This is a genomic window from Paenibacillus sp. J31P316, from assembly GCF_056269105.1.
The window spans coordinates 270,635-294,378 of the sequence record NZ_JBWDNI010000002.1; the positions used below are offsets into that span (position 1 = coordinate 270,635).

The 23,744-nt window shown below is 56.2% G+C and carries 19 protein-coding genes; all 19 read right to left on the reverse strand.

Annotation, left to right across the window (positions count from 1 at the left end; genetic code table 11):
* Positions 1-210 precede the first annotated feature (210 nt).
* The 19 genes from AC0YNU_RS06590 to AC0YNU_RS06680 all read right to left on the reverse strand — a co-directional run bounded on the left by AC0YNU_RS06590 (position 211) and on the right by AC0YNU_RS06680 (position 23,737).
* A complete protein-coding gene (locus AC0YNU_RS06590; RefSeq protein WP_475754478.1) occupies positions 211-879 on the reverse strand; it encodes a PspA/IM30 family protein in 669 nt (222 codons plus the stop codon).
* 1 nt (position 880) lies between these two features.
* Complete coding sequence (locus AC0YNU_RS06595; RefSeq protein ID WP_475754480.1) at positions 881-1,363, reverse strand: hypothetical protein; 483 nt, start codon at positions 1,361-1,363, stop codon at positions 881-883.
* A gap of 132 nt (positions 1,364-1,495) precedes the next feature.
* Entirely contained in the window at positions 1,496-2,815 is a 1,320-nt protein-coding gene (locus AC0YNU_RS06600) for a sensor histidine kinase (protein WP_475754482.1), read from the reverse strand.
* Complete coding sequence (locus AC0YNU_RS06605) at positions 2,799-3,479, reverse strand: response regulator transcription factor (protein ID WP_475754484.1); 681 nt, start codon at positions 3,477-3,479, stop codon at positions 2,799-2,801. Before AC0YNU_RS06605 ends, AC0YNU_RS06600 begins: the two co-directional genes overlap by 17 nt.
* Before the next feature lie 142 nt (positions 3,480-3,621).
* The gene (locus AC0YNU_RS06610) at positions 3,622-4,761 is read right to left on the reverse strand and encodes a GAF domain-containing sensor histidine kinase (RefSeq protein ID WP_475754486.1); all 1,140 of its coding nucleotides are present in this window, start codon (positions 4,759-4,761) and stop codon (positions 3,622-3,624) included.
* 381 nt (positions 4,762-5,142) lie between these two features.
* The gene (locus tag AC0YNU_RS06615) at positions 5,143-6,822 is read right to left on the reverse strand and encodes an extracellular solute-binding protein (protein WP_475754488.1); all 1,680 of its coding nucleotides are present in this window, start codon (positions 6,820-6,822) and stop codon (positions 5,143-5,145) included.
* A 15-nt stretch (positions 6,823-6,837) separates the two neighbouring features.
* Positions 6,838-9,171 carry a helix-turn-helix domain-containing protein gene (locus AC0YNU_RS06620; protein WP_475754490.1) on the reverse strand — a complete coding sequence of 778 codons (2,334 nt, stop codon included), beginning with the start codon at positions 9,169-9,171 and terminating at the stop codon, positions 6,838-6,840.
* Between the two features lie 266 nt (positions 9,172-9,437).
* Positions 9,438-10,568: a glycoside hydrolase family 88 protein gene (locus AC0YNU_RS06625; protein WP_475754492.1), complete on the reverse strand. Its 1,131-nt coding sequence runs from the start codon at positions 10,566-10,568 to the stop codon at positions 9,438-9,440.
* Between the two features lie 84 nt (positions 10,569-10,652).
* Positions 10,653-11,534 carry a carbohydrate ABC transporter permease gene (locus tag AC0YNU_RS06630; RefSeq protein ID WP_475754494.1) on the reverse strand — a complete coding sequence of 294 codons (882 nt, stop codon included), beginning with the start codon at positions 11,532-11,534 and terminating at the stop codon, positions 10,653-10,655.
* A gap of 10 nt (positions 11,535-11,544) precedes the next feature.
* Positions 11,545-12,468 (reverse strand): ABC transporter permease, encoded by a 924-nt coding sequence (locus tag AC0YNU_RS06635; protein WP_475754496.1) that lies wholly within the window; start codon positions 12,466-12,468, stop codon positions 11,545-11,547.
* 60 nt (positions 12,469-12,528) lie between these two features.
* Positions 12,529-14,193, reverse strand: coding sequence for a type 2 periplasmic-binding domain-containing protein (locus AC0YNU_RS06640; RefSeq protein ID WP_475754498.1), 1,665 nt, complete (start codon positions 14,191-14,193; stop codon positions 12,529-12,531).
* A 594-nt stretch (positions 14,194-14,787) separates the two neighbouring features.
* Positions 14,788-16,656 (reverse strand): ABC transporter ATP-binding protein, encoded by a 1,869-nt coding sequence (locus AC0YNU_RS06645; RefSeq protein WP_475754500.1) that lies wholly within the window; start codon positions 16,654-16,656, stop codon positions 14,788-14,790.
* A complete protein-coding gene (locus AC0YNU_RS06650; RefSeq protein ID WP_475754502.1) occupies positions 16,653-18,467 on the reverse strand; it encodes an ABC transporter ATP-binding protein in 1,815 nt (604 codons plus the stop codon). Before AC0YNU_RS06650 ends, AC0YNU_RS06645 begins: the two co-directional genes overlap by 4 nt.
* Before the next feature lie 196 nt (positions 18,468-18,663).
* Entirely contained in the window at positions 18,664-19,338 is a 675-nt protein-coding gene (locus AC0YNU_RS06655) for a sensor histidine kinase (protein ID WP_475754504.1), read from the reverse strand.
* Positions 19,339-19,340: 2 nt separating this feature from the next.
* Entirely contained in the window at positions 19,341-20,051 is a 711-nt protein-coding gene (locus AC0YNU_RS06660; RefSeq protein ID WP_475754506.1) for a LytR/AlgR family response regulator transcription factor, read from the reverse strand.
* Between the two features lie 192 nt (positions 20,052-20,243).
* Positions 20,244-21,485, reverse strand: coding sequence for a serine hydrolase domain-containing protein (locus tag AC0YNU_RS06665; RefSeq protein WP_475756197.1), 1,242 nt, complete (start codon positions 21,483-21,485; stop codon positions 20,244-20,246).
* 599 nt (positions 21,486-22,084) lie between these two features.
* Positions 22,085-22,786: an NAD(P)-dependent oxidoreductase gene (locus tag AC0YNU_RS06670; protein ID WP_475754508.1), complete on the reverse strand. Its 702-nt coding sequence runs from the start codon at positions 22,784-22,786 to the stop codon at positions 22,085-22,087.
* Positions 22,783-23,151, reverse strand: a complete 369-nt coding sequence (locus AC0YNU_RS06675; RefSeq protein WP_475754510.1) for a DUF6220 domain-containing protein — start codon at positions 23,149-23,151, stop codon at positions 22,783-22,785. Before AC0YNU_RS06675 ends, AC0YNU_RS06670 begins: the two co-directional genes overlap by 4 nt.
* 145 nt (positions 23,152-23,296) lie before the next feature.
* Positions 23,297-23,737, reverse strand: a complete 441-nt coding sequence (locus AC0YNU_RS06680; protein ID WP_475756277.1) for a TetR/AcrR family transcriptional regulator — start codon at positions 23,735-23,737, stop codon at positions 23,297-23,299.
* Positions 23,738-23,744 lie beyond the last annotated feature (7 nt).

Below are 23,744 nucleotides of genomic sequence, written 5' to 3' on the forward strand. Positions count from 1 at the left end.
CATCGTTATTTCCTCCTTAGATTTCGTTATGTCCATTATACACGACAGGCAAATGCCGGAGATAGCTTTCTGGCAGATCCGAATCACTAGTTTGAAAATGAATCACCATTGCGGTCGACACAAAAAACCGGCAGAAATCTGCCGGTTGTTATTATAGTTTCGCCGCTCCAAGCCCGCTCAGCTTATGCCGACTGCGCTCCGCTCACGCAATTATTCCGCTGTTGGCTGCTGCTTCAATTCCGCCAGCGACGCTTCGATCTCAGCCGTCAGCGTCGGATCGAGATATTGAGGCGCGGACCGTTTGGCCGGCGCGTTGAAATGATTCATGGCCTCCAGCTCCGCCTCGATCATCAGCACCCTCTCCTCTGCGCGGGCAAATCCGCTGACGATGCCGTCCGTCTGAAACGATACGACGCTCTGGTTCAGCTCCTTCAAGGAGCTTGCCACGTTCACCCGGGATTCGAGCAGCAGCCGGCGGTGATTGTACTCCTCCGATTGCACCAGCAGCTGGGCGATGCGCTCCTCGAGCACCTTCGTTTGTTCCTGAATCGTGGCGTACTGCTCGCGGTAGACAGCCAGCTTCTTCTCCTGCAGCAGCTTCTCCTGCAGCGCCAGCTTCGCGATCTGATCCTCGCCTTGAGCCACCGCAAGCCTCGCTTGGCGGTCCCGCTTCTCGACTGCCGCCTCGGCATTCCCGATCAGCGCCGCTTGCCGCTTCTCGATAAACAGCTGACGCGCAAGCGCATGCTGCCCTTTCTCCAGCTCCGCGCTGAATTCCCGCATATATTGGTTCACCATGTTGAGCGGCTTCTCGCATTTATCGATCAGCCCGTTCGTTTCGGCTAGGAACACGTCTTTGACACGTCTGAAGATACCCATCTTACTTCGACTCCTTCGCTTGATTTTGCTGCATTTCCCATTGGTCCAGGAAATCCGATGCCGACGGAATGCCGGCCAGTGCATTCGGGCCATCCGCGACTCTCGACCGCTTGCCTCGCTTGCTTATCCAGAACAACAGAAGTCCTGCGAGTAGAATCATCAGGCCCACCACAATGCCGTGACCAAAATGGCGTTCATGACCCAGATCGATGCGCATGCCGCCCTCTCGGAGCATTGGCGCTTGCGGCGGACCTATCAGGCCTGCATCCGCGCCGCGCGGCGCCGGCACAGCTCCTGCCTCTCCGCCTCTTAGCTCAAGCTTCATATCGCCTGCGGGACTTCCGTGAAACTCCTGACTCACCTTCACCACTTTCGATACGTCACGACCGCGCTCTCCGGCCACCATGCTTAAGCCGGCTCCGACAGCTATGATGATGACGGATGCGAGCAGCGCTTTTTTCACCCAAGGTCTAATGCGTTTCACGCTTTAATCATCCTTTCCTATCCATGGTCTCGTCTTTACAGGACTAACTATATCGAGCATTGGTAAAAGTACGGTAAAGGGCAGAAAAATTCCCTTTCTCTTCATCTTGTAAGGGAAAGGGATACTCGCTTTCTATAGGTGCGCGGTGGGAAACTCGACCGAAAACGTACTTCCTTTCCCAGGTTTGCTCTCGAGAACGACCGAGCCCCGATGGGCGATCACGATCTGCTTCGCGATCGCGAGTCCAAGTCCCGCGCTGCCTTCTTCGCGAGAGCGATGCTTCTCGACCCGGTAGAACCGGTCGAAGATGCGCGGCTGATCCGCTTCGGCAATGCCGATGCCGCTGTCCCGGACGATGATTCGCCATTGCTTCGGATTTGGATCAAGACCGACGTCGACCTTGCCTGCCTCGGGCGTGTACTTGATCGCATTGTCGAGCAGGATATAGACCAGCTGCTTCAGCCGCTCCGGATCGCCCTTCACGACCAGCGTATCCGGCAGCATCGTCCGCAGCGTAATCGCCTTCTTCTGGGCAACGCCTTCGAAGGCAAGCACCCACTGACGAAGCTTCGGCACAATGTCGAAAGCGCCTATCTCGAACTCGACCGAACCGGCGTCGGACCTGGCAAGCAGCAGCAGATGCTGTACCATACGGCTCATCCGGCCGATCTCTTCCTTCATATCGGACACGACTTCCTTCGAATACGGCGTAATGGTATCCTCGTTCTCGAGCTCGATTACCTCGAGAGACGTGTTCATGATGCTGAGCGGCGTCCTCAGCTCATGAGAAGCATCCGCCAGAAATTGCTGCTGCTGCCTGAACGTTTGCTGAATCGGAATCATCGCCTTTTTGGACATCGAGGAGCTGAGCTTGATCGCCGCTGCAATAAAAACAATGAAAATAATGATGAACACGAAGAGCAGATTGCAGAGGATATCCCAGTAAAAGGTAACATCCTTCGCCGCATAGATCGTAGCCGGTCCATTCGTCGTCATAATCCGCTGCGCGCCTATGAAGAGCAGCCGATCATCCGTCCTGATCATAAGATCGCCGTAACGCTGCTGCTGTTCAGGCTGCCAGCGCAAACGGAACGAATCTCCGTCCGGCCGCCAATTCTCGATCTCCGCCCGATTGCTGTCGCTAAGCTGCGGGATGGCATCGCTCTGAGCGAGCACTTGACCGAGATTATCCAGCACATAGAAGAAGTACAAATCATCGCTGTTGCTGTTCTCCAGATCCGGTACGACAACACGGCCTTCCTCGGTCGCGTTCATGGTCGAGCGAAGCGAATTGCTCTGCTCCCGATACGCCATGAAAATGAAGAAGAGCGATACGATGATCGAGAATAACGCCAGAAACAGAATGATAGTCCACGTGTAGGTAACCGTGAGCCTCCTCTGCGTGTATTGGAATAAGTCGCGTTTCTTCCCTTTTTTAAGCGTCCATTTCAAACCGGTAGCCTACCCCCCTGATGCTGTGAATGGCCGGTTCCCGTCCGGAATCGTCCAGCTTGTCCCGGAGCATCTTCACGGTAACGTCGACATTCTTGTAGGAGACGTCGCTGCCGACACCCCAGATGCGATCGAGAATGGCCTCTCTCGTCAACACGTTGCCGGCGTTCTGCAGGAAGAAATCGAGCAGCTGATACTCTCTCGGACTTAGCAGAATCTCCGCGCCGTCCTGCGACAGCTGACGAGACATGCGATTGAGCGTGAAAGGCCCGAACGTCGTGATATCCGACTGCCTAGGCGCAAAATTCCGCCGTGCCAGCACGCGAAGTCGAGCGAGCAGCTCATCCATTTCGAAAGGCTTCGTCAGATAGTCGTCGGCTCCTGCATCGAGGCCGAAGATTTTATCCTGCAGCGAATCCTTGGCCGTCAGCAGGACGATGGCCTGTCCATAATTGTCGCCCCGCAGCCGCTTACAGACGTCGACGCCGTTCATGAGCGGCATCATCCAGTCCAGCAGGAGCACGTCATAAGCCGATCCGCGTGCATAATCGAGCGCATCCTCGCCGTTCTCCACCCAATCGACGTGATAGCCGCCCTTCTTCTCCAGCATGTATTTCACAAGCTTGCCTAGTTTCTTATCGTCTTCCGCCAGCAAAATATTCACGTTTACGCTCACCGCCGCTGCATTTGAAATAATAGCTTAGTATACCAAACGAACGGTAAAAGTACGGTAAAAAAATACCCCATCCGCTATTTTGGCGAATAAGGGCTTGTCATCGGGACACTCGCTAATCCATTACCGAAATCTAATTTGTTGTCCGAAGTCGTTTCAAGGGTACCCTGAACATAAACGAACTGCCCGATTCGCTCGAGCGCTCCAACCAGATCGTTCCGCCCATCAGCTCCACCAGCCGTTTGCAGATCGATAAGCCGAGACCGACTCCGCCGTATTTGGCGGCATGCACATCATCGTGTACTTGAGCGAAGGTTCGGAACAATCGTTTCTGGAGTCCGACGGGAATTCCGATGCCGGTATCCCTCACTTCGAACGCCAGGTCGACCTGGTCGTCCTGGACGGCGATTAATTTGATCCCTAATTCGACTTCTCCGTTTTCGGTGCATTTTAACGCGTTACGGACAAGATGCGTCAGAATCTGATTCAGCTTCGCGCTGTCTCCAAGCAATATCCAATCGCTGTTTATTTCCAATCGAGCCGACAATAGCAACCCTTTATTCTTCGCTTCCTCGGCATGCATGTTGATGACATGGGCAACCGTTTCGTGAACATCGAATGGACTCGTCTCCAGATCCACGCCGGCATCGATTCGCACATATTGATCGATATGATCCATAATCGCAAGCAGATTGCTGCCACTCTTCTCGATCAAGTCGATAAAAACGGTTTGTTCCTCGCTTAGTTCGGTCGTATTCAACAGGCTCACCATGCTTAGCACGCCATCCATGGGTGCTCGGACTTCATGATTAAGCATCGTTAGGAGGTTCGACTTCTCTTCCAGCATCCGGAGGTTCATCTCTTCGGCTGCCTTTAATTGCTGAAACGTAACTTCGACTTCCAGCAACGATGTAAATAAGGCGGAGAGAGAGAGCAGCAGCTGTACGTCTTTCTCCTCGTACCGATAATAGCCTTGATCGAAAGCGCACAAGGATCCGTATACCTCTCCGTCTTCCTTGAACACAGGCACGCCAAGAAAGGAACATCCGCCTACGAATTGCGTCGCGTCCATATCTTTGGTTAAGGGATCGGTCAAATTATTCTCAATGATTAGAGGTCCTCTTGCATGCTCGGTAACAAGCGCGCAATACGATTCTTCGTTATTGATGACAAGGCCTTCTTCCAGGATGACGCCGCTGCGGTTGAAGGCTTTGATTACTTTTGTAGACTGGCTGTCCAAATTCGCGATACAAAACGTATTTGCCGGCATCATATTGCTGGCGCTTTCCATGACCTTGGCGGCCGACTCATAGAGCTTGCTCGAGACGATCGTTAATACATCGATATAGTCTGTTTTCAGGATATGATTGTCCTCCCCTTCATCTCTTCTACCATTATACCATCATAGGCGCTTGCCGGATTGTCTAATCTGGTCAAGACCTCATTTGGTGGACATTGACAAAACGCCTAGACAACAAGCTGGCGACGGTATTCAACCGGAGTCGGCTTGTTTGGTATAGAGGTTACCACAAAAAATCACAGCCGCTTACGACTGTGATTTTGCCGTTTGTGACATTCGATAGCCGAGGCATCGAAATAAGCTTGTTCTTTGTTCGGCTTGTAGGCCAAGGGAGGGGCTACCGCAATTCCGCAGTTACTCCGATACGGGGAGCTCGCCGCGAACGGGCTGGCGGAATCGATCGTATGCCGCTTGCTGAATCTCCACCGCTCGGTCGATGCCGAGCAGCTTCAGCTCTTCGGCATAGGCGACGAAGCCGTCCATCGGCTCGATGCCGAGAATGAACTTTAGCGACATCTCGTCCGTCAGCGTCTCCACGTCCTGCATGATGGCCGAGAGTTCGGCGTTCTCTTGTTCCGTCTTGGGCGTGGACGGCAGCGTATGATCCGAAGCGTCCGTATTGCCCCAAAGCCGAATCGCCTCCTTCTGCTCGGGCATCTCGTAATACTGCTCCATGTAGCGGACATCCTGGACGAACGGCCCGAAATAGCTGGCTCGCGTATACATCGCGAGCGCCTGGGACGGCGCAAGCTTGGCCGGATTGTTCAGGATCAGGTCCGTATAGCGCGGATAGCCGTCCTTCATCTCGTAGCTGACGCCTTCAATGCCGAAGTTAAACAGCATATGGCCCTTCGGGCCGTACCCGTAGTCGAGCAGACGAGCCGCCTGCTCGACATTCGGGCTTGCGTTCGAGATCGCCACCCCGCCGCTTGACCCGACTGCCGGGGCGAGCTGCCCGAATGCCGGCCGATCGCCTCGATGCAGCACGGGATACGGAGCCGCAGCCAGCTCCGCCGACGGGTCGTGCAGCCGGAGCACGGGAAGCCAGGTGCCGATGCCCGCCCCCGCGTTCCAGATGCTCGCGCCGCTCCGTCCCGTCAGCATGCTGACGTCCTGCGTCTCGGAGTCGACCGCGGCGAAATTCGGATCGATCAGCCCTTCGTCATACCAATCCCGGAACATCGTCAAGAAAGATTCGTAACCGGGCTCCTGCGCGCCGTATTTCACCTTGCCGTTCTCGAGGTAGAAACCCTTCTTGATTCCGAAAGCGCCGATGAAGCCGCCGCCTTCGATACCGAATAGCGGATAGGGCACGCCAAGGAACGTGAGAGGAGCCTCGACGCCCTTTCGCTCCTTGAACGCCTTCAGAACGGCATGCCAATCGTCGATCGTCTCCGGGACGCCGAGACCGAGCTCGTCCAGCCAATCCTTCCGCAGGATCGGACCCTGATAGGTACGCAGCCGGTCGTCGTTCTGCACGAACGGGAACATATAGTAGCTGCCGCCCGCCGTTCGGATCTGCTTATCGATGTCCGGATGCTCGCGCAGGTAGGCTTTCAGATTGGGGGCATAGCGGTCGATCGCGTCGTTCAGCCTCAAAATATAGCCGTCCTTGATCGCCTTCTCCGGCCCGCCCGGGAAGTTCGCCCATTCGTACTCGATCATATCGGGCAGCTCGCCCGACGCCAGCATCACGTTGATCGCTTCCTTCGCCTGGTTCGACGGGGGCTGGATGAAGGTCAGCTTCACGCCTGTCTCGCGCTGCCATTCCTGGAAGAACGGCACGTCCTGGAAACGCTGCCTGGCGCTTGCCGCATTCCCGTTCAGCTCGGCCCAATACGTCATGACCGCTTCGCCGCCGCTGCTGCCGAGAACGCTGTTACCGGCTTCGCTTGCCGTGCCGGCAGCCTGCTTCGGCTCGCCGGCTTTTCCGCTTGCCGGCCGGACGCCGGCGCTCTCCCTGCAGCCAACGAGCGCAAGAATCGCGACCGTCGCCGCGGCCGCAGCCATGAGCCGCATGCTTCTTCCTCTCATCGCAAAGCCCCCCGCTTAGTAGATTTCCTTGTATTTGCCCGGCGTGATGCCTTCGTATTTCTTGAACACCCGTATGAAGGTGGCGGGATCGTTGTACCCGACGAACCTGGAAATTTCGTTGATCGACTCGCGTTTCTCGAGAATCATCGCCTTCGCCTCCCGGATGCGCGTCTTATGGATGCAGTCGAGCAGTCCTTCGCCCGTCTGATTCTTGAACAACCGGGACAGATAGCTGCCCTTCAGGTCGAAGCGCTCGCCGATCGCGTTGACGTTCAGGTTCGCGTCCGCGTAATGCTCCTCGATGTACCGGGCGACTTCGGCGGTCAGCTCGCGGAGCGAACCTTCCCGTTCCAGCGAGGCGTTGCTCGCGCGCTTCTCCGCGGCGAACGCGCAGACGTCCCGAAGCAAGGCCTGCAGCGCCTCCTGCATCTCCTGGATCGTGTCGCAGTCGATGACGGCATCCATCCAGCTAGGCTCGTTCTCCCACGAGCCTCCTTCGCCGAGCTCGTTGATCGCCTTGACCATCGTACCGACCAAATTGAAGAGCAAGCAGCGCGCGAGCGTGAGCGGCATGACCCGTCCCCCGAAATTACGGTCCGTAATCTCGCGCATGTAGGCCGAGGCCTGCTCGAAATCGCCGGTCTTGATGAAATTGATGAGCTGCTGCTCGACCTGCAGCGGATAATAATAGCCGGTACCCGCCGAATCGGCCGGGCTAACGCGGATGTCCTCGTAGGCGATGATCCCCTGCTTGCCGAGCACCATCTTGTATTCCATCGCGTCGACCGCTTCCTGGTACGCCGCCGCGATCCCAGCCCAGGACGAATGAATCCCGCTGACGGAGATCGTCAGCTCCATGTCGTACCGGCGCAGGAAGGATTGTGCATCCGATGCAATGGCCTGCATCTCGACGCGGGCATCCGAAGCATCCGGTTTCAGGCATACGAGGCAGACCAGCATGTCATCCGCCTCCGCCACGTAGCCGGCATGCTGGCGCTGCAGCGTCAGCTCCTCGACGACGTTGCCGATAATGAACGGGACGAGCTTCGACTGTTCGTTCAGATCGATGCCCGGCAGCTTGGCGTACAAGCTCTCTTCGTTCTCCAGCACGAACAGGAGAACGGCGAAGTCGTTCGAAGGCAGCGCCATGTGGAAGGAGCGGAATGCCTCCTCGTACGGGACATGCGTCTCGAGCCTGCCCTTCAGCAGCCGGTGGATCATATTGGAACGGAGCGTATGCTGGTGCTTCTGCAGCTGCATCGCGATCCGTTCCTTCTCGCTTCTCGCGTTCAGAATCGCGCGTTGAATGAATCGGAGCTCGTTGCCATCCTCCCGTTCCACGGGCGCGTTGCGGTCTGTAAGCGATTGCATAAGTTCGTGAATCGGCGTGTAATTCCGGCGCGTGAAGAACCATGTCAGCATGCCGGCACCGACCAGGCTGAGCAGGATGCTGATCGACGCAAAGCTGCGGACGTACTCGGCTTTCTTCCAATAAACGGCGCTCGGGAAGATAATCGCATATTTCAAATCCGAGACGGCGGACGGCATATAGAACAGCTCCGAATCGCCGATACGCGCATCGCCCAGGCGGACATGCCCGCCGTCAAGAAACGGCTGCAGCTCCGGATCGTCCTGCCGGCTCGACAACAGAATCTCGTTGTCCTTGTTCAGGATCAGCAGGAGCCCTTCGCTGAAATTCGAGATGCCCTCGATCGCCTGCCGAAATCTGGAGGCGTCCGCCATCACGACGATGGATCCGGTCGGCCTGCCGCTCAGATCGTTCGGCAGCCGCGTAATGTAGGCAATCGAGGCAGCCGACTTCCCGGCGCCAAGATGAGGCAGCACCGCGAACCTGTTCGCATCCGTGCCGTGCACCGTCTCCGACCAGGCTTCGTAGGACAAGTCTCCCGTATCGTGAAGCGTGCGGAAAGCGGTCTGCAGATCCCGGATATTGCCCGGCCGCAGGACGGCTCGTCCCTGATCCCAGACGACATAGAATTCGTCGATCGAGGCGTAGGACGTCTTATAGAGGCGGAATTCCTTCGCCAGCTGATAAGCCGTGAACGGCGCCTCCTTTGCCGGCTTGCTCGAATACATCAAGTTTTGCAGCTTGTCGTTCCACGTAATCTCCATGTCCAGCCGCTTCATCAGATCGACTTGGTTGTCGATCGTATACCGCATCTGCTTCAGCAGCGCGTCGTTGGCGCGGTGAATCTCGCCTTTCAACGCATGGCTGGCCTGCGAATAAATAACCAGGCTGATCGCGATCGGAACGAACAGGACCGCGCTGTAAGAGATCACCCAAGTAAACACGATGCTTTTGCGTTTCTGCCATAAAGCGCGAATCATCGGCAAGCTCCCTTCCCCGCAAGTTCGAATTGGTCGTCTGGAAGGACGTGTCAGACCTCCATTATACCGATCGGCGCCGCTTCAAAGGAATGGGGAAAATCGTAAAAACGATTGACAATAGCGACAACAGCGCACCGCGCCGCTGCCGGCCAGGCACGCGAATAGCCCGAAAGGACGACGGATGTCCCTTCGGGTCGTATTGGCGAGCATAATGCGTCATGAATTCGGCGCAGCCGTCCGGCCGATCGATGCCGCGCGGCGCGAGGTCAGAAGATTCGCCGCGTCCAGCCGTTCAGCTTCGCGACCGCTTCCATGAAGAAGTAGTCGCCGTAGATCAACGAGACGTTCACGTTCTGACCGGCAGGCTTGTGACCTGTTCCTTGCGTTAAGATCGCTTCGCGGTCCGGCCGGTCCCACGTCGCGTATCGCGCGTCCAAGGACGACAGAATACGCTCGGCCGCGCTGCGATAGCCCCTGCCTTCCCGATCGGGAAGCGCGTTCGCAAGCTCGAGCAGCCCCGACGCCGCGATCGCGCCGGCCGAGGTGTCGCGCGGCTCGCCGCCGAGCTCTCCGTCCGCCCGGAAATCCCAGGGCGGGACGGCATCCTCCGGCAGGTGGGCGACGAAATAATGCGCCACCTGCTGCGACGCTCGCAAATACGCAGGGTCGCCGGTGTGCCGGAACGTGTTCGCCATGCCGTACAGCACCCAGGCATTGCCCCGGCTCCAGGCGGAATCCGGCGCCGCGCCTTGGCCGCCGAGGGCTTCCGCCCGCTCGCCCGTCTCCGGGTAGAAGCAGACGATGTGGTGCGCCGAGCCGTCCGCCCGGATGAATTCCCGCAGCACCGTGTCCGCGTGCAGCTTCGCAATATGCGCGAAGCGGGGATCTCCGCTCTCCTTCGCCGCCCAGAACAGCAACGACAGGTTCATGGCCGTATCCGCGATCGCCCAGCCGATCCGGTCTCCGTTCCAGGCGCGGATGAACCCGCCCCGCGGATTGAAGCGGCCGGCCAGGAAGTTGGCGGCGAACAGCCCTCGCCGCCGCGCGTCATCGTCGCCGGTCAGCGCGAATTTGTACACCGCCGTCGGCAGGAACTGGAAGCCCACGTCGTGGTCGAAGCGGTTCTCCTTCAGCATCAGCCGCTCCAGCCGCTCATCCCAGCTCCAGGCGGCTTCCCGGTATTTATCCTCGCCGCTCCTATCGTAGGCGAGCCACAGCATGCCCGGCCAGAAGCCGGACGTCCACCAATCGAGCGGCAGATTGTCGTATTTCCCGTTATCGCCGGCGACATGCGGCGAACGATCGCCCATCGCTGCCCGCATGGCGTCGACCTTGGCGAGAATTCGCGTCCAGGCGGCGGTGCTTACGGTTTCGTTCCATACCGTCGTTTCGATCATTTCTTCAATACCTCCTGTGCATATGCCGCGCAGGCTTGCCCCGCGCGGATCAGCCTTTCAACATCGTTTCATACCATCCTTCATTCAGCCTTTCAGCGAGCCGACCATGACGCCCTTCACGAAGAACCGCTGCACGAACGGGTAGACGCACAGAATCGGAACCGTCGCGACCATGATCGTGGCGTACTTGATCGTTTCGCCGATCTGGAATCGGTCGCCCGCCGAAGCGCCCGTCGACATGCTGTCGGTCGAGTTGGAGATCAGAATTTCCCGCAGGACGAGCTGCAGCGGGAACAGCTCCCGGCTCTTGATGAACACCGAAGCGTAGAACCAGCCGTTCCACTTGTCGACCGCGTAATAGAGGATCATGACGGCGATGACCGGCATCGACAGCGGGATGATGATCCGGAAGAGGATCGTGAAGTGATTCGCGCCGTCGATCTTCGCCGACTCCTCGAGGCTGTCCGGAATGCCCATGAACGCCGTTCGCATGATGATTAGATTAAAGGTGCTGACCGCGAACGGCACGATCGTCGACCAGAGCGAGTCGAGCAGGCCGACGCCCTTCACGATCAGGTAGAGCGGGATCAGACCGCCGCCGAAAAACATCGTCAACACGATGATGAACATGAAGAAATTGTTCCACAGGACGTTTTTGCGGGACAGCACGTAGGCGCCCAGCGCCGTCATGAATAGGTTGACGATAACGCCGGCGATGACGATGAAGAGCGTGTTGCGGTAGCCGGTTGCGATGCCCGGATTCGCGAGTACGCTCTTATAAGCGTCGAGGCTGAAGCCGAGGGGCTTCCATAGCATGCCTTTGTACACGATCAACCGTCCGGCATCGCTGAACGAAGCGAACAGTACATACAGCAGCGGGTAGAGCGTTGCTACGACGAGCAGCAATAGAGTGGCATAGATCGCGACATCGAACGCCCGGTCGAAGAAGCCCGTTTCCGTTTTCATTCTTCTCACCTCACCATAAGCTGCTCTTGCTCACTCTTCGGCTAATCGCGTTGGCCGACACGAGCAGAAGCAGATTGATCGCCGAATTGAACAGGCCGACCGCCGAGCTGTAGCTCCAGCCGAACTCGAGCAGGCCCTTCCGGTATACGAAGGACGATATGACATCGGCCGTCTCGTACGTGACCGGGTTGTACAGCAGAATGATTTTCTCGAAGCCGACGTTGAGCAGATTGCCCATCCTCAGAATCAGCATGATGGCGATGGTCGGCATAATGCCCGGCAGCGTGATATAGACGATCTGCTTGAACCGGCTGGCGCCGTCCATCCGGGCCGCCTCGTATTGCTCCTGGTCGATGCTCATGAGCGCCGCGATGTAGATAATCGATTCCCAGCCGATCCGCTGCCAGATCTCCGATGAAATGTAGATCGGGCGGAACAGCCCGGGCTTCTGGAGCATTGCCTGTCCATCGTAGCCGAGCCAAGTAAACAAGCGGTTGATCAGGCCGTCGGCGTTGGAGAAGTCGGTGATGATGCCGCAGATGACGACCAGCGAGATAAAGTACGGCATGTACGTGATCGTCTGAACGACGCGCTTGAACATCCGGTGGCGCACCTCGTTGATGAGCAGCGCCAGGATGATGGGCGCGGGGAATTCGAACAGCAGCGAATACAGGCTGATGAGCAGCGTGTTCTTCAAAATGCGCACGAAATAGTAGCTGCGGAAGAACGCCTCGAAATGCTTTAGGCCGACCCAATCGCTCCCCAGAATGCCTTTCATCGGTGAGTAATCCTTGAAAGCGATCAGCGCCCCGTACATCGGTGCGTAATGAAACACGACGTAGTACGCGAGGACCGGCAGCATCATCAGGTACAAGTATTTGTTGAGCATGAAATCCCGTACGAATCGATTCTTGACCGTTGACGGTTGTGCCATGACGCGATGCGTTCACCTCTTTTCGGAGGGGAGAGGATTCCCCTATCCCCTCCCATTCTCTTACCTGCTGTTGTAACGCTCCAAGGCGGCCGTCTGAATCTCGATCGCGCGGTCGAGGTTCAGGGACTTCATCTTCTTGAGGTAATCGTCATACTTGTCGACCGGTTCGGTGCCGAGAATGATCTTGAGCGTCATCTCGTCGACGAGCGTGTCGATATCGGTCATGATCGTGGCATACTCCGAGCTCTCCTCGGGCGTCGGGGTAAGCGGGGGCAAATTGTACTTGGCCGCGTCGGTTTTCGCCCAGACGCCGATTGCGTCGCGCTGCGTCTGAAGCGCGAAGAACTGCTCGGCATAGCGCTTGTCCTGGACGAACGGACCGTTGTAGCTGCCGCGGGTGTACATCGAGATCATCTGCGCCGGCGCGAGCTTATCCGGGTTCTTCATCAGCAGGTCGGTGTAGGTCGGATAGTCGTTCACCATATCGTAGCTGACGCCCTTCGTCCCGAAATTAAAGAACATATGACCTTCCTCGCTGTAGCCGTAATCCAGCATGCGGACCGCAAGCTCCGGATCCTTGGCCGACGCCGTGATGGCGACCGTGCCTTCGGAGGAGTAGGCCTGCTGACGCTGGCCGAACTTCGGCGTCTCGCCTTTCTTCAGCACCGGATACGGCGCGGCGACCAGCACCGCCTTCGGATCGTTCGCCTGAACGAGCGGCTGCCACTTCCCGATGCCGCCGCCCGCGTTGCCGACCGTAGCGCCGGTCGCGCCGGAGGCGATATTGCTGTCGAGCGCCTTCGAATCCGCCGTCGCGGCGTTCTTGTCGATCAGCCCTTCCGCATACCAGTCATGGAACAAGCGCAGGTATTCCTTGAACCCCGGCTCCGCCGGACCGAACTTGATCTGGCCTTCTTCCTGATAGAAGCCGCGATTCACGCCGAACGCGCCGATGAACGCGCCGTTGCCGGATTCGTTAAAGAACCGCGGCTTGCTGACGAACGAGAGCGGCGCAGCCGCGACTTTCTTCTCCTTAAACGCGCGCAGCGTGTTCGTCCAGTCGTCGATTGTCTCGGGCATCGGCAACCCGAGCTCGTCGAGCCAGTCTTTGCGGATGATCGGCCCCTGGAAGACGCGCAGGTACTCGTCGCCTCGAATGAACGGGAACGCGTAGTAGCTGCCGCTGTCGGTCTTGACCATATTGTCGATATCGGGATTGTCCTGCAAAAATTTCTTCAGGTTCGGCGCGTTCTTGTCGATCAGGTCGTTCAGCTTCAGAATGTAGCCGTCGCCGATCGCTTTCTCCGGTCCGCCGGGGAAACCCAGGAAGTTGTACTCCAGCATGTCCGGCAGATCGCCGGAGGCGAGCAGCACGTTGAGCGCTTCCTTCGTCTGGCCCGCGGGCGGCGCCGTGAATGTAAGCTTCACGCCGGTATTCTTCTGCCAATCCTGGAAGAACGGGACTTCATCATGCGACGCTTTGACGCCGATCAGATTGCCGGTGATTTCGCCCCAATAAGTCAACGTCTTGTCGGTCTTGATCGGATATGCTGCCGCTTCGCCTGACCCTGCCGCCGATCCGGCAGTCCCTTCTTCAGCGGTTCCGTTCCCCGTACCTTCCGCGCCGCCGTTCGCGTTCTCCGCGCCTTCGTTGTTCGACGAGCAGGCAGCGAGCAGCGAGCCGAGCAGGACGACGCTCAAGCCGGAAGCCAACCATTTCCTCATGTTCTCACCCTCCGTTGATTCGTATCGTAGCGAGAGGCAAGCTTGCGCTCTCACCACTCAAGACTAACGGGCCGGCCTTCTGCCCGATATGCGCAATATCGCCAATCCGATGTCGATTTCCTGCGAGTTCGTTGACGATTTCGCCAATGCGATCGATGATTTCGCGCAGAACAAAAACAGGAGAGACCCGTGGTCCCTCCTGTGAATGTTGAAACGCAACTGCATTGTAAAGGAGTTCAGCAAGCACCGAAAGCTGCCGATCGTCCAACGTGAATTTGGACTGACGCCTAACGGTTGTCAGCGTTGCTATTCCGCAAAAAATACGGCGAAATAATCGCTATCGGTTGTTACTGACGTTATTAGCCGTATCAGAGCTGATTTGCACGGAAAATTCTCGCAATAAGCCTCCTGACAACCATAAGCGATATAAAACGGGCATCTTGAACCGAATAGACATTCGTACAACCGTTAGCTGCAGGAAGCTTAGGTTGATTCGCAAGCATGACTATAGTTGCTTGCATCTGCAATCTGCAACGCAATAGCGTTCACCTACAACATTTATAGGTTCATTTTCATTTATAATGCGTCAACTGCTTACTGCACGTAATACTGCGCCTGCGCGTTCCACAGCTCGTGATACTTGCCGTATTCGTCCGCGACGAGCGCATCATGGCTGCCGCGCTGAACGAGCGTGCCCTCGTGGAACACGGCAATATTGTCGCAGAATCGGCAGCTCGAAAGCCGGTGCGAGATATAGATCGCGGTTTTGCTGCCGACGATTTCGTTGAATTTCGAATAGATCTCGAACTCGGCGACCGGGTCGAGCGCCGCCGTCGGCTCGTCGAGAATGATGAACGGCGCGTCCTTGTACAACGCGCGGGCAAGCGCGAGCTTCTGCTCTTCTCCCCCCGATATTTCGACGCCCTGCTCTTCGAAATCCTTATAGAGGTACGTTTCGGCTCCGTCCGGCATTCCGCTGTACGGCGTTCGGAAGCCCGCTTCCATGACCGCCGCTTCGACCTTGGCCTTATCGTAGTCGACGGTCGCGGCGACGTTCTGACCCAAGCTGAACGAGAACAGCTTGAAGTCTTGAAATACGACCGAGAAGATCGACATGTACTCGGCATAATTGTATTTCTTAATATTAATGCCATTAAGTAATATCTCGCCCTCCGTCGGGTCATACAGCCGGCACAGCAGCTTGATGAACGTCGTTTTGCCGCTGCCGTTCATGCCGACGACGGCAAGCCTTTCGCCGACCCGGAACGTCAACGACAAGTTGCGCAGCGTAAAGTCGTCGGCCGCCGGATACTTGAACGATACGTTGCGAAATTCGATCTCGTACTCGTTGTCTCCGTCTTCGCACATCGCCCGCTTCTCTACCGGGAGCGTGCCCTGGTACATCTGGGAAGGAAGCGCGAGATAGTCGAAATACAACTTCAAATTCTCGTTGTTCGCGCGAAGCGTAGCCAGCTGACTCATGAAATTCGTGAACGCGACGGTAAACTCATTGATGCTCCCGACGTATTTGACGATCGCCCCCACGCTGATCAAGCCCGCGAGCGCCTTCAAACCGACGATCAGATAGATCAACGTCGAGATGAGCACCGTGGAGATCGTCGTGATGCTCGTGTATTTCAATTCATTGCGCGACATTTTGTTCAGCGTGACGTCCGCACCGTCGAACATCGCCTGCGCTTCGCTTGCGATCAAGGGCTTTTGATCGTAAATGCGAATGTCTTTGCCGGCATGATAGGCAGTCAAATAGTTGTTCAAATAATAATAGAACAAGCGATTGACAACGATAATCTCCCGCATGATTTCATGAAGCTTCTTGCTCACGGTCGCATTAGCATACATGCCGAGCATGACGTTGGCCAAGATGCATATCCCTAGAAACAGCGAAAAGTATGGCGATCCCACCCATCGATAGATCCCCGTCATTTCCGGATGTCCGTTCGCCATGAACAACGACACCGTCAGCGAGACCGAGAACACGATGCCGAACAGAAACTTGGTCATCTCTTGAAAAGAATGCATCAACCTCCAGATGCCGCCCTCGTTCATATTGCGAATTTCGTTGATACGCCGCAGCAGCCGGTGCGTTTCGGGATCTTCGATGCTCGCGTAGTCCATATCGATGATCTTCAGGCTCATGACCATCTCGTAGTTATGGTTAAGCTCCAAACGCATCGTATTGTAGCGGCGCGACATATAACGAATCGCGAGCGATGCGACAGCTTGCAGAAGAACCGTCATTGCCGCGAGCGTGATCAGTTGGCGAAAGGTATCCCCTCTCGCAATGCCGTCAATGATCTGCGCCGACATATAGATCGCGATAAACGGCGCAAGCGCCTCGCAGGTGCCGCGCAAGAAAGCGAGCGATAACAGCCACGGCCGAAGCCTGCGAATCTCGCGCAATCCTTTGCCGATGCAAGCGATGTCCTCAAGCCATCTGCTCATACGCTCACCGCCTCCTTGTAATAATAGCTTTGCAGCTCGAACATCTCGGCGTATTTGCCGCCCAGCGCCATCAGTTCAAGGTGCGTACCCTCCTCGGCGATCAGTCCGTTATCCAGAAACAGAATCCGATCGCAGAACCGCGTGCTGGACAACCGGTGCGAGATGAAGATCGAAGTCGCCGAGGCCGTTAGCTCATTGTACTTCATATACATTTCGTTCTCGGCAATCGGATCGAGCGCGGCGGTCGGTTCGTCAAGCACGATGATGCTGCCGCCTTTGTACAGCGCCCTTGCGAGCGCAAGCTTCTGCTTCTCTCCGCCGGACAAGTCGATCGCATGATCGTGGATGCTCTTGAGAAGGAGCGTTGCTTCCTTATCGGGCAAGCTTTGCACTTTCTCGTAGAGTCCGGATAGCCGCAGCACTTGTTCAAGCCGCGCGTTGTCGATCTTATGCGCTTCGCAGAGCGCGACGTTCTTCGCGATCGAGAACGGCATCACGTGAATATCCTGGAAGACGACGGACAAGAGCTTGTAATAGGCGTCGCGATTGTATTCGGCGATATTCCTCTCCCCTACTTCGACGAAGCCTTCCGTCGGCCGATACAAACCGCATAGCAGTTTGACGAGCGTCGTCTTCCCTGCGCCGTTCAAGCCGACGATCGCAATTTTCTCGCCTTGCTTAATAGAGAAGTTAATGCCGTTAATCGTATCGGATTCGCTGCCATCATGACGATATCGGACATTCTCGAATCGGATAGCCGGCGAGCTTGCCGGCAGCGCCGCCCCTTCCCCGCGGTTGAACCGGTCGGGCATGTCCAGGTAATCGCGCAAATCGGAGACCGCGAGACTCGTCTTGTGAAGGTCGTTGTAGCTCTCGACAATGCCGAGCAGCCAACCCGAATATTGGGCGATGAGGGCGAAGAAGAACACGAATTCCGCGGCCGTGATACCGGCGTGCGTGACCTGATAGATGAGAAACCCATACGCGGCACCGTCCCTGACGACCGTCATCCCCACATTCAGGACGTCCACGGCGAAGCCGCGCCGTTCGGTCTTCCGGCTCCATCCGATCCGCTCGCCCAGCAGCTTCGCGGACACTTGCTTGAACCACCCGGACATGCCGTAGATGCGCATGTCTTTGGCAGCTTCGAAGTCCCCTGCTTTCTTGCTGATGTAGCCGAGTTTCCTCTCGATCGGCACCCAGCTGTCTTTATGACGCTGCACCCACTGGTTGTAAGCCCGATTGACGGCATAGTTGACGATCGTGCTGCCGAACAACAGCAATACGACCCATGGACTAAGCACGTTCAGCAAGGCCGAATACGCGATCAAGCCGATGCTGTTGGAACAGAGCTTGACGAGCTGCGCGAAGAATTGCTGCGTCCCGGTACTATCGCCGCCAACGGAGTTCATGGCCTTCTCCATTTTGTGCTGGCCCGAAGTGCGCTCGATGTTGTCATAGTCGGTATCCATGACCTTGTCGATGCTGAGGCCGACGTAGAGGAAGCGATTGTAAAACGCTCGAAATTGAATTATGGTCCCGATGTACATGTTCAATAAGTGCAGGATCAGCAGACCCGCGGAAATGGATGTCACGTAGACGATCAAGGCGCCCGCGGCAGACGACTCGGTCACCAGCTCGACCACGTACTTGGATAGATAGGCGGCCAGCAGCGGCAGCAGGACGATGACAGGGATATGGGCCATCGTCGCGTACACGATCCATTTGTCCATCCGATATGATTTTCGAAGCAGGAACGCTAGATTGCCGATCATGGAATAAATCGGTTTGGGCCGTTCGGTTTTCTTCATAAGACGCACCTCCTGCAGCTAACTTAGCAAACCGATGCGGCGAGCGATCGAAATTGGCACGAACGGTCGAGATTCGAGCACGAACGGTCGAGATCCGAGCACGAACGGTCGAGATCCGAGCACGAACGGTCGAGATCCGAGCATGAACGGTCGACATTCAAACATGATCGATCGTTACCGCGGCATGAATGGACGTTCACAGCGGGAGCATGACTTCCGTGGCAAAGACGCCCTCTTCGGTTTGACGATTGACGTAGCCGTTGTACTTGTCCGCGATGCGGTCGATCCGCATCAGTCCGAAGCCGTGGGACGCGCTGCCCTTGGACGTCAGGAACGATTTGCCGTTCCGAACGACTTCGCCGTCGACGGAGTTCGCGACGGATATGTACAGCTGCTGCTTCAAGAGTCCGATATAGACGCGAATAAACCGGCTGGACGTCGCCGGCTGCTTCAAACAAGCTTCCATCGCGTTGTCGAGCAGGTTCCCGATGATGACGCAGAGATCGATTTCGGAGATGCTCAGCCTGCTTGGCACGACCGCCTTCGCGTTGACGGCGATGCTCTTGGTCGCGATGAGCGACAGCTTGCTGTTTAGTATCGCGTCGACCCTCACGTTGCCGGTCTGGAGCACCGTATCGACGGAGGACAGATCGCTGTCGAGCTGGTTCAGATAATCATCCAGCTCCGTGGTTTGGCCGAGCGCCAAATGGGCTTTCATCGTTTGAATGTGGTTATGGTAATCGTGCCGCCACCCGCGCATCTGATTGTACATATGCTGAACCTCGTCGAAGTGCTTCGCGATCAGGTCCTGTTGATAAGCAGCTATGCGGCGATCCAGCATGCGCCCGAACAATCGGTTGATAAGCCCCATTTTCAATCCACCTTGTAATATTGAATAAACGCCTGGTTGACCTCGTGGTACGAGCGTCTAGCAAGCGGTATGGCCATGTCGTCATCCAGTATGACATCGGTTCTCGTTACGCGTTTGATCGCGTGCAATCCGACGAGATACGAACGGTGACAGCGTATGAAAGCCTCGCCCAGCTGCCCGCCGATCTCCGCTAGCGACAGCTTCGCTTCGAATCGCCCGGCTGCCTTATGGATGACGACGGTATGCGCGAACGCCTCGACGAAGAGGATCTCCTTCACCGGAATACGCTCGCTTTCGCCGCCGACGGCCAACAGGATTGCCCGCTCCGATTTGTTCAACTTGGTGACTGCCTTGTCCAGCACGGCGAACAGCTTGGATTCGCTTACGGGCTTCATCAAATAATGCAGCGCCGAAACCTCGTAGCCGTGCGCCATGAAGTCCGCATACCCCGTAATGAACACGAGTTGAACCGCCTCGTTGTCTTGCCGAATGCGATGCGCGAGCTCCACGCCGTTCATGGCCCCCATCTCGATATCGAGAAGGAGAATGTCCAACGCTTTATCATCGGCATAACGGAATAGGAACGCTTCGGCCGAATCGAATGTTTGCAAGGCTGCCGCATGATGATTGGCATGCGCCCATTGGTTCACCAGCTTCGACAAATAGCGGGTCTCTACCGTTTCATCGTCGCAAATCGCTATTTTAACGTTCATCGCCTGTCCTCTTTCCGACAATTAATCGCATAAAATGAAACACGTTAATACATTTCGAGATAAGGGAGAAAGTTCCTTCTGCTGCCGAACGCATCGACTCGACGAACTTGGGTATCCAAGCATGCAAAAACGGCAGCCATATGCTGGCTGCCGTTTCTTGTGAAGATGGAGCTCCTATTCAAGAAAGTCTAATTAGTCTTCGATCGCCTGATAGACCGTGGTCCAGAAGTCGTGGATCAGCCGCGCTGAATCCGGGACGGACATCCCGACTTGGGTGAGCAGGAGACCCGTGAGTTGGTTGTCCGGGTCCGCATAGGTCGAGGTTCCGCTTCCTCCGTCCCAGCCGAACTGGCCGATGGGCGCATAGTCGCCGCGGTAGGTGCGTACCGCCATCCCCATGCCCCAACCGCCGTGTTGCCCTTGGCCGAATGAGATATGGACGTTGTTGGTTGCCATGGCGTGCCTTGCGGCTTGCTGCTCGGCCGGGAGACGGTTGGTGGTCATCAGTTCCACGGCAGGCTTGGATAAGATCCGTTCGGTTCCGTGCATCCCTTGATTCAGCAGCATCCGGAAATAGGCTTGGTAGTCATCGACTGTGGAGACCAGTCCGCCTCCGCCGCCTTGGAACGCAGGAGGTTGGCTGTAGCGTCCTCCCGCGGCCTCGTCCCACACGTTGAACTCTCCGGTCTGCGGGTTTGGCGCGTAGAGTGGCGGCAGCCGGTCGATCTTGTCGGCGGGCACGTGAAATCCGGTGTCCTTCATGCCCAGGGGCTCGAAGATGCGTTCGCGCAGGAACGTCTCGAACGACTGGCCCGAAACCCTGGCGACGAGCACGCCGAGCAGATCGTTGCTGATGTGGTACTGCCAGCGCTCTCCGGGCTGGTGCATCAGCGGAAGCGTGCCGAGGCGTCGCATCCATTCATCCGGCTCAGGCATCGGCTCGGGCAGATCGGGCGTGAGCCCCTGCTCGAAGATCTTGCCCATGATCGGAGTGCCCAGCGACGTCATGTCCATGCCGAGCCCGAACGTGGAGGTCAACAGATCCCGAACGGTGATGGGCCGCCGCGCCGGCACGGTGTCGTCTAGCGGGCCGTCGATCCGCTTCAGCACCTGCCGGTCGGCGAGTTCCGGCAGCCATGTCTCTGCCAAGTCGTCCAGCCGCAGCCTGCATTCGTCGAGCAGGATCATCGCCGCCGCAATCGCAACCGGCTTGGATGTCGAGGCCATCCGGAAGATCGTATCCCGGCGCATCGGCGCTCCGCCGTCATGACGCATCGTGCCGATCGCTTCGACATGCGTCTCTCCGTCCCGGTTAACCAGGGCGACGAGTCCGGGAATCTTCCCGGAGTCGACATGTCTTGCCAGCACGTCGCGCAATTTGCGCAGCCCGGTGTCGGAGAAGCCGCTGTTTGTTCGTCCCGTCTTCGTTTGCATGTCGTTTCCCTCACTTTGCTTTTTTATATCCAACCTATTGTTTTTCACGACTGCTTCTCTATTGTTGGTTATGCTTAATCCGAATTTCTACTAGGTGTATGTGTCTATGAGGCATCAAAGAGCCGAATGCCGACAATCTAAAACCTGACTCACCTCCTGTTCGGAGTTAACGGAATATAGATAGGTCCCCCATACCATAAAATGGTAGCAGTATGTACCGAATACAGCAATGTGAATAAAGGCTTAATCGGTTGACAGGATCTGTAAAATAAAGCTTGCTTTCCATTTTCGAAAAAGATTCAGAGATCGAATACCGCATACGATCGATTTAATTAGCATCATTAATTATTTTATTTAATATCATTAATCGATTTGTTTGGTTTCACTATTCGCTTTATTTCTTGATCAGCTTATTTCGGCCTCCTCTCACTGTATTCTTTCCGATGTCTTCGCACATATGGCTGCAGACTTGTCTTGTTGTCCAGCCAGCCAACGGGAACGGGATAATGCAAAAAAGCCGCAATTTATGCGGCCTTTCATACGTTCATGTCTTGCCGCAGCTCGGTTAATGCTCTCCTAAACCTCCTGCCGCATCTATATTACTTATGCTTGCTCTGGAAGGCTTCCCGCATGATCAGCTTCAGCATGCTTGGCTGCACCGCAACCGTTGCCACCGCTGCCGTCTTTCGAAGATAACTGTCGCTGGTTAGCTGTCGAAGCAAACAATTCGCCAAATCCGCTCTGGACGTAAACCTGCCTCTGATGTGATTCTCAGCCGTTTGGTAAGGCGTCACTTCCGACGTTTCGAAGAGACCGGATGGTCGTATGATTGTCCAGTCGAGGTCTGAATGTTTGACCATCTGCTCCATGCGTCTCATATCCTCGTACAACGTCTTGCCAATCGTATTGATAATCATCGGCTGCACGATTTTCTCGAAGAAGAAGCCTCCCTGAGGATCGACATGCGGCTCAGTCGCGCTTGAGCTCACGCATAGGAGACGGCGAACGCCAAAGCCGTTCATGGCCTGTATGATGTGGCCGATGCCCTGCGAATAGACATGAATGGGCTTGCGGCTGAAGGGAACGCCAAGCGTAGACAGGACGGCATCTTGCCCGGAAACCGCGTTCTCAACGGACTCGAGGTGAAACACATCGCCGCCCAGCACGCGAAGCTCCTCATGTTCAAGCGGGAATTGCTGCGGATGACGGGTAACTGCGGTCACCGAATGCCCTTCCGCCAGCGCTTGATGCGTCAACAGTCTGCCCGTTGGGCCATTTGCTCCGAAAATGACGATTTTCATTTGGTTACTCCTTCCGTGCGGCTCATCGCAGCCTGTTTGGCAAGCGTAATGGCGCTCCAAAACATACCTATCGCGATTACCGGATGAAGCGCGGACAGGAATCCGATCCGGGACGACAAATCGGCCGTGACAAACATCAATACGACCATCGCCAATTGCTGAAAGCCTTTCAATCGATACGAGAGCGGCAACCGAGCGATGAACGACAACAAAATAATAATGACCGGGAAAACGATAAACACGCGGGCAAAATTCGTATGCGCGGCCCAATAGGCTGAATCCACGAATATCGCCAAGCCAGCGATAAATACTTGCGCCGTGATCGCTAAAGCGAAAATGCGCGCCGTCCATTTCAGAATAGGCAACGCTCGTGCCTCCGTTTGATTTCGACTCGTCAATGTATATTCATCCTTTCCGCTTGAGTGAGCGCCCACTCATTTTACATTAGTGAGTGTGCACTCACTCATCGTATAGGAACTACTTCTCCTTTGTCAAGAAGTAATCTTCAATTCAAGTCGCTACCTCCTTCATCAGGGCCGACAATACTTGATCCACAAACTGACTTCTAGCTTCCTCCGGCTCATCCTCCCCTATAAATTGCACGTGAAAGGCATGCTGAAAACACGCCCCGAGCAATAAATCCGCAACGCTGCGCGGATTCACGTCGGCATTCACTCTTCCGAGCTTCTGTTCGGCGCGAATATACGCGGTTACGATTTCGTTGGCGCGGTGCGGACCTTCGTTGCGCTCCTGAAACCCATCCCGGTGGCGAGTTAGGAAACTCGGTTCCGTAAACAAAGATGCGGTCAGAAAAATAGACAGTAGGAAATAATCGAGCGCTGCGCGCGCCACATCATCCAGATTCTCCTTGACGGTCCGTTTGCCTCGATTTCCGTTCAACTTGAAAAGGGCTGCAAGAAAACCTTCCAGATGCTTTTTCATGACCTGCATGAACAGG

Bases quoted from the DNA above. Each gene is read 5' to 3' on its own strand.
- AC0YNU_RS06610 (WP_475754486.1), bottom strand. From the start codon at position 4,761: ATGATGCCGGCAAATACGTTTTGTATCGCGAATTTGGACAGCCAGTCT.
- AC0YNU_RS06635 (WP_475754496.1), bottom strand. From the start codon at position 12,468: ATGGCACAACCGTCAACGGTCAAGAATCGATTCGTACGGGATTTCATG.
- AC0YNU_RS06665 (WP_475756197.1), bottom strand. From the start codon at position 21,485: ATGCAAACGAAGACGGGACGAACAAACAGCGGCTTCTCCGACACCGGG.
- AC0YNU_RS06660 (WP_475754506.1), bottom strand. From the start codon at position 20,051: ATGAACGTTAAAATAGCGATTTGCGACGATGAAACGGTAGAGACCCGC.
- AC0YNU_RS06650 (WP_475754502.1), bottom strand. From the start codon at position 18,467: ATGAAGAAAACCGAACGGCCCAAACCGATTTATTCCATGATCGGCAAT.
- AC0YNU_RS06640 (WP_475754498.1), bottom strand. From the start codon at position 14,193: ATGAGGAAATGGTTGGCTTCCGGCTTGAGCGTCGTCCTGCTCGGCTCG.
- AC0YNU_RS06655 (WP_475754504.1), bottom strand. From the start codon at position 19,338: ATGGGGCTTATCAACCGATTGTTCGGGCGCATGCTGGATCGCCGCATA.
- AC0YNU_RS06670 (WP_475754508.1), bottom strand. From the start codon at position 22,786: ATGAAAATCGTCATTTTCGGAGCAAATGGCCCAACGGGCAGACTGTTG.
- AC0YNU_RS06615 (WP_475754488.1), bottom strand. From the start codon at position 6,822: ATGAGAGGAAGAAGCATGCGGCTCATGGCTGCGGCCGCGGCGACGGTC.
- AC0YNU_RS06680 (WP_475756277.1), bottom strand. From the start codon at position 23,737: ATGCAGGTCATGAAAAAGCATCTGGAAGGTTTTCTTGCAGCCCTTTTC.
- AC0YNU_RS06625 (WP_475754492.1), bottom strand. From the start codon at position 10,568: ATGATCGAAACGACGGTATGGAACGAAACCGTAAGCACCGCCGCCTGG.
- AC0YNU_RS06590 (WP_475754478.1), bottom strand. From the start codon at position 879: ATGGGTATCTTCAGACGTGTCAAAGACGTGTTCCTAGCCGAAACGAAC.
- AC0YNU_RS06645 (WP_475754500.1), bottom strand. From the start codon at position 16,656: ATGAGCAGATGGCTTGAGGACATCGCTTGCATCGGCAAAGGATTGCGC.
- AC0YNU_RS06630 (WP_475754494.1), bottom strand. From the start codon at position 11,534: ATGAAAACGGAAACGGGCTTCTTCGACCGGGCGTTCGATGTCGCGATC.
- AC0YNU_RS06620 (WP_475754490.1), bottom strand. From the start codon at position 9,171: ATGATTCGCGCTTTATGGCAGAAACGCAAAAGCATCGTGTTTACTTGG.